The organism is Frankia gtarii, from assembly GCF_025403375.1.
GTDB classification, from domain to species: domain Bacteria; phylum Actinomycetota; class Actinomycetes; order Frankiales; family Frankiaceae; genus Frankia; species Frankia gtarii.
The window spans coordinates 1-9,744 of sequence record NZ_JAMPTM010000246.1; the positions used below are offsets into that span (position 1 = coordinate 1).

General features: G+C 71.0%; 7 protein-coding genes. 3 read left to right on the top strand and 4 right to left on the bottom strand.

The window, feature by feature from the left end:
* Nucleotides 1-101: helix-turn-helix domain-containing protein (locus NBZ83_RS25560; RefSeq protein ID WP_261575952.1), on the bottom strand; the 101-nt coding region annotated here is incomplete at its 3' end.
* A 95-nt stretch (nt 102-196) separates the two neighbouring features.
* On the opposite strand from NBZ83_RS25560, the gene NBZ83_RS25565 reads away from it, so the two are divergent.
* Complete coding sequence (locus NBZ83_RS25565) at nt 197-1,369, top strand: branched-chain amino acid ABC transporter substrate-binding protein (RefSeq protein ID WP_261575948.1); 1,173 nt, start codon at nt 197-199, stop codon at nt 1,367-1,369.
* 404 nt (nt 1,370-1,773) lie between these two features.
* On the opposite strand, the gene NBZ83_RS25570 is transcribed toward NBZ83_RS25565, so the two are convergent.
* On the bottom strand, nt 1,774-2,370 hold the full coding sequence (locus NBZ83_RS25570) for a PaaI family thioesterase (RefSeq protein ID WP_261575949.1): 597 nt from the start codon (nt 2,368-2,370) through the stop codon (nt 1,774-1,776).
* A gap of 405 nt (nt 2,371-2,775) precedes the next feature.
* On the opposite strand from NBZ83_RS25570, the gene polA reads away from it, so the two are divergent.
* Both polA and NBZ83_RS25580 read left to right on the top strand, forming a co-directional pair.
* The gene (gene polA / locus NBZ83_RS25575; protein ID WP_368861907.1) at nt 2,776-5,463 is read left to right on the top strand and encodes a DNA polymerase I; all 2,688 of its coding nucleotides are present in this window, start codon (nt 2,776-2,778) and stop codon (nt 5,461-5,463) included.
* 445 nt (nt 5,464-5,908) lie between these two features.
* Nucleotides 5,909-7,969 carry a putative bifunctional diguanylate cyclase/phosphodiesterase gene (locus NBZ83_RS25580; RefSeq protein ID WP_261575950.1) on the top strand — a complete coding sequence of 687 codons (2,061 nt, stop codon included), beginning with the start codon at nt 5,909-5,911 and terminating at the stop codon, nt 7,967-7,969.
* A 31-nt stretch (nt 7,970-8,000) separates the two neighbouring features.
* Here the strand turns inward: NBZ83_RS25580 and NBZ83_RS25585 are convergent, their stop codons facing one another.
* Nucleotides 8,001-8,528: a hypothetical protein gene (locus NBZ83_RS25585; RefSeq protein WP_261575951.1), complete on the bottom strand. Its 528-nt coding sequence runs from the start codon at nt 8,526-8,528 to the stop codon at nt 8,001-8,003.
* 134 nt (nt 8,529-8,662) lie between these two features.
* Nucleotides 8,663-9,715: a M4 family metallopeptidase gene (locus NBZ83_RS25590; protein WP_261570772.1), complete on the bottom strand. Its 1,053-nt coding sequence runs from the start codon at nt 9,713-9,715 to the stop codon at nt 8,663-8,665.
* Between the last annotated feature and the right edge of the window lie 29 nt (nt 9,716-9,744).

The window sequence follows — 9,744 nt, forward strand, 5'->3', positions numbered from 1 at the left end:
TGCTGTTCCACCGCAGGATTCCACACATACCGCGCATGCCCGCAATGGACTTCCATCACAGCCGCCCGCTCGACGGCCGGATAAAGCCGGTAACGGGACATGCCACAATTCTACGACAAGGACGTCAGCCAATGGGCAAGACGGGACGGCGTTTCCTCCCCGCCGTGAACGGCGGGGTCCCCACGCCGCAAGTCCGATGAGCGGTCCTGGACGGCGATGGGCGGTGCTCGGAGCCGCGGGGGTGCTGGCGGCCGTGTCCGTGCTCGGCGGATGCGGCGGATCCACCGCCGAGGTCGCGAAGAAGGAGTTCGTCATCGGCTTCCAGGGGCCGCTGTCCGGCGACAACCAGCAGCTGGGCATCAACGCCTACGACGGGGTGCTGACCGCCGTCGATCTGGCCAACCGGCGCGAGGACCTGCCGTTTCGGCTGCGGCTGGTGGCGTCGGACGACCAGGGCAACCCCGACCAGGGCCCGACCGCCGCGCAGAAACTCCTCGACAACCCGGGCGTCCTCGCCGTCGTCGGTCCGGTCTTCTCCGGGCCGACGAAGTCGAGCGAGCCGCTGTACAGCCAGGCCGGCCTGCTGTCGGTGAGCCCGTCGGCGACCAACCCGGCCCTCACCGACCTCGGCTTCCTCACCTTCTACCGGGTGATCGCTCCCGACACGGTTCAGGGCGCGGCCGCGGCCGAGTACCTGACCAAGGTGCTGAAGGCGACGAAGGTCTACTCGCTCGATGATCGCAGCGAGTACGGCACCGGCCTGTCCGGTGCGCTCGAGCAGGCGCTGGGCGACCACGATGTCAAGGTCGTCCATGACGGCATCAACCCGACGAAGGACTACACCTCCGAGGCCACGAAGATCATTAAGGAGCGGCCGGACGTGCTCTACTACTCCGGCTACTACTCGGAGCTCGCCCTGCTGACGAAGACGCTGCGCAGCAAGGGCTTCACCGGCAAGATCGTCAGCGGGGACGGGGCGAACGACGATCAGCTCATCCGGGAGGCCGGTGTCGGCAACGCCGAGGGCACGCTGCTCACCTGCGCCTGCGGGGATCCGAACAGCGATCCCGCGGCGGCGGGGTTCGTCGCCGAATACCGGACGGTCAACAGCGGGACCCGGCCGGGCACGTACTCCGGCGAGGCGTACGACGCCACCAACGCGATCATCGAGGTGCTCCGCAGGATCGGCACCGGGGCCACCCGGGAGTCGGTGGCGGCGGCGTTCGGTTCGGTGAACATCCCCGGCGTCACCAAGCAGATCCGGTTCCGTAAGAACGGCGAGGTGGAGGGGGCCACGGTCTACCTCTACGAGATTCGAGATGGGAAGCGGACCGTGCTTGGCCCGGTCCAGTCACTCATCAAGCCCTGACGCCGCGGCTGCGCCCCGCCTCCGCCTCCGCCTGCCCCCACCTGCTCCGGCTCCGTCCGGCCTGGTGCGGGGGACCCGGCGGCTAGGGCCTCAGGGCCGATCGGCCCGATCGAGGATTTCGATGCTCAGAACTGGAGGTTCGCGGCACCCGGGAAGGGTTTTGGTGCCGTCCGGACCTTCCCCTCGTCCAGACGTTGTCTACTCACCCGTCCCGGGTGCACAGGCGATGAGATTAGGCGGGTCCCTTCATCAGGTCAACGCACCGGAGTGGTCCGGTGCGTCCGTTCCGACAGCCGGTACCGGCGGGCAGGGGAACCGGGAAATATTGTGATCAGTCTCATCCGTATTCAGTTTTCGTGTTCTGGCCGGGGCGGGGTGGCGGGTCGCTCCTCGCTCAGCTCAGCTCAGCTCGGCTCGGGTTCGCGCGAGCCGGTCGGCCGCCCACTGCGGATCATGCAGGTAAGCCGGGAGGTGCAGGTCACGCGGCCGGCGTCGTCGGTGATCCGGATGTCGTAGGTGACGAGGGTGCGCCCGCCACGGATGCGGGTGGCGACGGCGGTGACGGCGCCGGAGGTCGTCGATCGGTGATGCGAGGCGTTGATCTCGATGCCGACGACTGTCGAGCCGGGGGGCGCGTCCAGGGTCGCGCCGACCGAGCCCAAGGTCTCGGCGAGCACCACCGATGCGCCTCCGTGTAGGAGGCCGTATGGCTGCCGGTTGCCCTCCACGGGCATCGTGGCGACCAGCCGCTCGGGGCTCGCCTCGGTGAGCAGGATGCCCATCCGCTGCTCGATCTCGCCACGTGCGGCATTGACCTGGGCGGCGAGCCGAATCGCGGCGGCACCCGCGACATCGCTGTCCGCGGTGTTATCCCTACGGCCGCCATCTCTACCGCCGTCGTCCCTGCGGGCATGGTCCCTGCCACCGTGATCCACGCCCCCGCCGCCGCCCTGACTCGGGGCGATGTCATCGGCGGCGGACACGGCATCGGCAGCGGTCATGACCGCGAGCCTAGACGAGCAGATCCGATCCGATTGCCGGCCAACCGCGAGCGGTAGCCGGACCTCGGGGCGTTGTCCGGGGTCGGCGCCGGTACTCTGCGTCGGCCGGCGCCGCCTGCCGGAGCCGGCCGCCACCATCCGCGTGCCACACAGCCGGTGGTGTGGTCCGGGCGCGCAGTGGCCCCTCGCCGCGACGGACCACCCACTCGCGACGAACCTGTCGGACGCACGGCCTAAACTCGCCGCGTGTCCGTCACCACGTCGAACTCGTCCGCCGACCAGCCGGCTCCCTCCGCCACCGAGGCAGGGCCCGTCGCGGAGGCTCTGCCGGCCAAGCCGCGCGCCCGCAGGTCCACCGCCACGTCGACATCGACGGCTACGGCGAAGTCGGCCGCTGCGAAGAAGGTGGTGCCAGCGGCCGCCACAGCACCGCGGCTGCTGCTGCTCGACGGGCACTCGCTGGCCTACCGCGCGTTCTACGCGCTGCCGGTGGAGAACTTCTCCACCACCACCGGCCAGCCGACCAATGCCGTGTACGGCTTCACCTCGATGCTCATCAACGTCCTGCGCGATGAGAAGCCGACCCACGTGGCCGTCGCCTGGGACCTGCCGACGCCGACCTTCCGCCACACGCAGTACGCGGAGTACAAGGCGGGCCGTTCGGAGACCCCGGCCGACTTCGTCGGGCAGGTCAGCCTCATCCATCAGGTGTGCGACGCGCTTGCCGTGTCGGGGGTCAGCGCCGCCGGCTACGAGGCCGACGACGTGATCGCCACGCTCGCGACCGCGGGCGCGGCGGAGGGAATGGACGTGCTGGTCGTCACCGGCGACCGGGACGCGTTGCAGCTCGTCAACGAGCGGGTCACGGTGCTGATGACCCGCAAGGGTATTTCCGACATGACCCGCTTCACGCCGGACGAGGTCCAGGCGAAGTACGGCCTGTCCCCGGTGCAGTACCCGGACTTCGCGGCGCTGCGCGGCGACCCGTCCGACAACCTGCCCTCCGTGCCGGGGGTGGGGGAGAAGACCGCCACCAAGTGGATCCAGCAGTTCGGTTCGCTCGCCGAGCTGGTGGACCGGGCCGACGAGATCGGCGGGAAGACGGGGGCGTCGCTGCGCGCCCACCTGGCCTCGGTGATCCGTAACCGCTCGCTGACCGAGCTGGCCCGCGACGTCCCGCTTCCCGTCGCCCCGGATGGGCTGCGCCTGCGCCCCTGGGATCGCGAGGCCGTCCACCAGCTGTTCGACACGCTGCAGTTCCGCGTTCTGCGCGAGCGGCTCTACGCCGCCCTCGCCACCGCCCCGCCCCCCGTCGAGGAGGGCTTCGATGTCGAGTCGACCACCCTCGGGCCCGACGAGGTGGCCCGGTGGCTCGATGAGCACGCCCGCGGCATCGCCCGCACCGGCCTGCACCCCCGCGGCAGCTGGGGGCGGGGTACGGGGGTGCTCTCCGGCCTCGCGCTTGCCTCGGCCGACGGCACCGCGGCCTGGCTCGACCCGACCCAGCTCACCCCGGCGGACCTGGCGGCGCTCGGCGGCTGGCTCGCCGACGCCCACCAGCCGAAGGCCGCGCACGACGTCAAGGGCCCGATGCTCGCGCTCGCGGAGCTGGGCCTGCCGTTGGCCGGTGTCACCAGCGACACCGCGCTGGCCGCCTATCTGGCCCTGCCCGGCCAGCGCTCGTTCGACCTGGCCGATCTGGTCGCCCGCTACCTGCACCGCGACGTGGCGGTGGAACCCACCGGCAACGGCCAGCTCACCCTCGATGGCTCCGGGGAGGCGCAGGAGTCACACGCCGACGCGGTGCGAGCCCGCGCCTGCCTGGAACTCGCCGACGAGCTCGACGCGGACCTCGAACGCCGCAGCGCCGCCACGCTGCTTCGCGACATGGAACTCCCGCTCGTCACGGTCCTCGCCGGGATGGAACGGGCCGGCATCGCCGCCGACGAGGAGCATCTGACCGAGCTGCAGAAGCATTACAGCGGCGAGGTCGCGGCCGTCGCCGCGCAGGCCCACGAGATCGTGGGTCGGGCGTTCAACCTCGGCTCGCCCAAGCAGCTCCAGCAGATCCTGTTCGACGAGCTCGGCCTGCCCAAGACCAAGAAGATCAAGACCGGCTACACCACCGATGCCGACGCCCTCGCCTGGCTTGCTGTCCAGTCCGACCATCCGCTGCTGCCGGTGCTGCTGCGCCACCGCGACGTCGCCCGGCTCAAGACCGTCGTCGACTCGCTGCTCCCCATGATCGACGACGCGGGCCGCATCCACACCACGTTCAACCAGATGATCGCCGCCACCGGCCGGCTGTCGTCCACCGATCCGAACCTGCAGAACATCCCGATCCGCACCGCCGAGGGGCGCCAGATCCGGCGCGCCTTCGTCGTCGGCCCCGGCTACGAGACCCTGCTCACCGCGGACTACTCGCAGATCGAGATGCGGATCATGGCGCATCTGTCCGGCGACGAGGGCCTCATCGAGGCGTTCGGGTCGGGGGAGGACCTGCACACCTTCGTCGCCGCCGAGGCGTTCGGGCTGCCGGTCAGCGAGGTCGACCCGGAGCTGCGCCGGCGGATCAAGGCGATGTCCTACGGACTGGCATACGGGCTGTCCGCCTTCGGCCTCGCCGGCCAGCTCGGCATCGCCCCCGACGAGGCCCGCGAGCACATGGACGCCTACTTCGCCCGCTTCGGCGGGGTCCGAGACTTCCTGCGCGGCGTCGTCGAACGGGCCCGCCGCGACGGCTACACCGAGACGATCCTCGGCCGGCGGCGCTACCTGCCCGACCTGACCAGCGACAACGCCCAGCGCCGGCAAATGGCCGAGCGAATGGCGCTCAACGCCCCGATTCAAGGCTCGGCCGCCGACATCATCAAAATCGCCATGCTGGGCGTCGACCGGGCGCTGCGGGCCGGTGGGCACGCCTCCCGGCTGCTGCTCCAGGTCCATGACGAACTCGTGCTGGAGATCGCTCCCGGCGAGTACGGCGCGGTCGAGGCGCTCGTCCGCGCCGAGATGACCTCCGCCTACACCATGTCGGTGCCGCTCGACGTCAGCGTCGGCTCCGGCCGGACCTGGGACGACGCGGCCCACTGATGCCGGAAATGCCGTTCCTCGGGTGGGCACGCCGTGATGATCCGCATACGTTCTGGCGGGCATTTTTCGGCCTGCGGACCATATGTCCAGACCTGGTCTCGGCGCCGCAGGCGAATGTATCGGGTGCATGTTACTCGCTCCGCTCCACCGGCTATGTTGAAGAAAGCCTGACCCGGATCTCGTAGCGTCACGGGTGGTGATCTCGGTTCCGGATCGCCGCCGGCCGGCGCGGCCCGCCGTCTTTCAGTCGAAGATGTCGGCACAGCCGATATCTTCGCCGTCCTACCGCGGTGGGAAAGACCGGCTCGGCAGGAGGCTGCGATGCCGGCCGTTTCATGCGGCTGGGCGTCGAGGTCCGCCGGGACAGGCCTGGCCGGGACGCCCGGCCAGGTTCGATCCGTGGGTCAGACACGTCCCGCGGGCCGGCGCCAGCGGCGGGGGAGGGATGCGGCTCGTGTTCAGCGGTGGTTCGCACGCCGACCGCCGGCGCTTCCTCATCGTCGCGCCGACCGGCGCCGTCGTGCTCTTCCTGCTTGCCGCCGTCGTGCCCGGTTCGCCGGGCTATCTGCGCTGGGAGACCTGGGTCGGGGTACTGGTCGCGACGGTCAACATCCTGATCGGGTGGGTGGCGAAACCGCGCTGGACCTGGGTGCCGCCGTTCGCCGCCGCCTCTCTCGCCATCTCACTCGGCCTCGGCCTCGCCGCGTCCACCTCCGGCCGTCAGACCGAAATGTATCTGGTCTGGTTTCCGCCGATGTGCGCCTATGTTGCTCTCGTTGCAATCCCCGGTTCAATTCTGGTCATTGCGATGATTGTCGGGGCGCTCGCGGCCGGAGTGGCGGTCGGCGGCGACCTGAACGAGACCGCCGGCCCCGCGGTGTCCGCGGCGATCTGTACGATCGCGGCCGGATCGATCGTGAAAGGTCTGTTCCGCGCGGGTCTGCTGCAGAGCTACATAGACCCGCTCACCCGCCTGGCCAACCGGGCGGGCACCCTTGAACGCGGTGAAAGGGTCGTTGCGGAGATCCAGGCGGCCGGTCGGGAGGCGATCCTGGTCCTTGTCGACATCAACCGGTTCCACGAAATCAACGATGCGTTGGGGCACGTCGGCGGCGACCGGCTGTTGCAGATCATCGCGCGGACGCTTGCCACGCTCGAACCAAGGCCGGCGTTCGTCGGTCGCGCCGGCGGGGACGAGTTCGCCCTGGTCTTCCCGGGGATGCCGGCCCCGGCGACGGTGGCTGCCGCGCCACGCCGACCGGATGCGTCGCTGGCCGTGCCCACCCCGGCGGAGACGAAGCGGCGTTGGGCACTCGGGCACCAGGTCCTGCGCCAGATCCAGGGTCCGTTCCAGGTCTGCGGCGTCGACGTCGAGGTGGATGCCTCCGTCGGGATCGCCGTGGCCCCCCGCGACAGCGCCACCATGGGCGGGTTGCTGACCTGCGCCGACTCGGCGCTGCTGCGGGCCAGGCGGGTGGGGGAGAGCCTCGGGCTGTGGGATCCCGGTATCACCGGGGTGCGGCCCGAGGAGATCGCGCTGTACGCGCAGCTGCGCAACGCGATCATTCGCAGTGAGCTGCTGTTGTTCTACCAGCCGTTGCAGTCGGCGCTCTCGGGCGAGATCGTCGGCGCGGAGGCGCTGCTGCGCTGGCACCATCCGACCCGGGGGCTGCTGGCGCCGGGGGTGTTCCTACCCATCGCCGAACGCTCGCCGCTGATCGCCGATCTGACCCGCTGGGTCCTCGACGAGGCGCTACGTCAGTGCGCCGCCTGGGCTCGAGAGGGCCTGCATCTGCCGGTCTCGGTGAACCTCTCCGCCCGGATGCTGGTGCTCGACGACCTGCCGCAGGTCGTCGCCGGCTCGCTGGCGGCCCACGGCCTGGCCAGCGACGTCCTCACCCTGGAGATCACGGAGAGTGCGCTGGTCACCCAGCCGGCCCGGGCGGCCACGATGCTGAACGAGCTACGCACGCAGGGGGTCGCACTGTCCCTGGACGACTTCGGCACCGGCTACAGCTCCATGGAGATCCTCAAGGCGCTCCCGTTCGACGAGGTCAAGATCGACCGCGGTTTCGTCACGGATGCCCGCGGCAGCCTGCCCGACGCCGCGATCGTGCGCTCGGTGCTCGACCTGGGTCACCGGCTCGGGCTGCGGGTGGTCGGCGAGGGCATCGAGGACGAGCGCACGCTTGCGATGATGATCGACCTCGGCTGCGATCTGCTCCAGGGCGAGGCGATCTCGGTACCGCTGCCGGCGGCGAAGATGTCCGAACTGCTTCGGTCCCGGGGCGCCGCGGCACGGCCGTCAGACCCGCAGGCGACCTTCCCGGCATCGGACCGGGTGCCCGCGGAGTGCGCCGGTGCGGAGCAGGCGGAGGCCGGGCGCTCGGTGCCACCCCTGACCGGGGACGAGGCGGGGACCGCATCGGCGGGTCGCGGGGAGGAGCGAGGGCCATCGGCACGGGCGGGCCGGCGCATCGGGGGTCGACCGAAGTCGAACGGCTGACCGCGAGCGCGGCGCGGTGTCAGCGCGTGGGTCAGCTCGCGGCCCCCGCACCCGGGGTCGCCGCCGGGGCGGTGGGTGCCAGCGACGCGCAGGCGGCCCGCGCGGTACGCCAGGTGTCGGCATCCACGCCGGGCGGTGCGGCGGTCGAGCCCGGGCCCACAGCACCGCCGGGGCCACCGCCGGCACCGGGCCCCCCGCCCCCGCCGCCGTTCGGGGCGCCCGACGGCGGGGCGCCGGTCGGACGGGCTCCCTGCCCCGGGGCGCTTCCCGCCGCGCCGGCGCCCGGAGTCGGCAGCGTCACCCCGTTGTTCGCGAGGCAGGTCCGATAGGACGCCATCGCGTCCGTCCTTCCACCGGCGGCGGGAGTCGTCGTGCCGGAAGCCGCCCCCGTGGAAGGGGCCACCGCCGAGGCCGCGCCGGCCGCCGAGTCACTCCCGCCGCCCCCGCATCCCGCCAGCGCGGCCGCCAGGGTGACCGCCAGCAGCGGCAGGATGAGCCGGCGCAGTCGTGTCGCGATGCCGTCTCGGCATGCGTACCGGGACGTCCTGACGTCGTTCATGCTCCTCCTCGGGGCAGCGGGACTGCCGGTGTGAGCGCCGGCCGGTGCACACGCTGCCGGGCCCCGCTGTGGGGAGCCTGTGCCGAGTCTGGGGATTACATACGATTCGCGGGATTCGTGCGGTCCTGGTGGCGTCAGACCGTGATGCCGACCTCGTGCCACGCCTCGCTGACGGCCTTGCGCTCGTCCGCGCCGAACAGCAGGCCGGCCTGGCGGCTCGTCACCGCCGCGAACGAGCGGAAGGTCGCGTTCGGCCGAACCTGCGGCGAGCGCAGGCTCTCGTACCAGATGCGGCCGGCCCGCTCCCACGCGTGCCCGCCGAGCGCGATCGCGGCGAGGTAGAACGCCTTGTTGGGGATTCCCGAGTTGATGTGGACGCCGCCATTGTCGCCAGTCATCTTGACGTACCTGGACATATGTCCAGGCTGGATGTCGTCGCCGAGCACGGGATCGTCGTAGGCGGTGCCGGGGTCCTTCATCGATCGCAGCGCCACGCCCTGCACCGCGGCGGTGAGCAGCCCGTCGCCGATCAGCCAGTCGGCCTGCTCGGCCGTCTGCCCGAGCGCGTGCTGCTTCACCAGGGAGCCGAAGACATCGCTGACCGACTCGTTGAGCGCCCCGGACTGATTGACGTACATCAGCGCGGCCTCGTCCTCGGTGACGCCGTGGGTCAGTTCGTGCCCGATGATGTCCAGCGATACGGTGAACCGCTGGAAGAGCTCGCCGTCGCCGTCGCCGAACACCATCTGTCGGCCGTTCCAGAAGGCGTTGTCGTAATGGTCGCCGTAGTGGACCGTGGCGAGCAGTGCCATTCCCTCATCGTCGATCGAGTCGCGGCCGAACGCATCGGAGTAGAACGCGAACGTGGCGCCGAGACCGTCGTAGGCCTCGTTGACCGCCACGTCGTCGACCGCCGTGTCGCCCTCGGTGCGGACGGTCCGACCCGGCAGCGTCTCGGTGCCGGCGGCGTCCCCCACGGTGCGGCGTGGGCCGTCATCTGGGCTGAGCCGCGGCGGCGCGGCGCCGCGCTGCACCGCACGAAGCTGGCCGTTGTGGACGCGGATCGTGCGGTGCGAGCTGTCCTGGACGAGGGTGGACAGCGCCCAGGAACGCTGATCGTCACTGCCGTTGCGGACGATGCGTTCGAGGATGTGCGGCGGGATGGCGCAGGGCGCGCAGTGGCCCAGCGGCGCGGGGTGGGTCGGCGCGGTGGGGT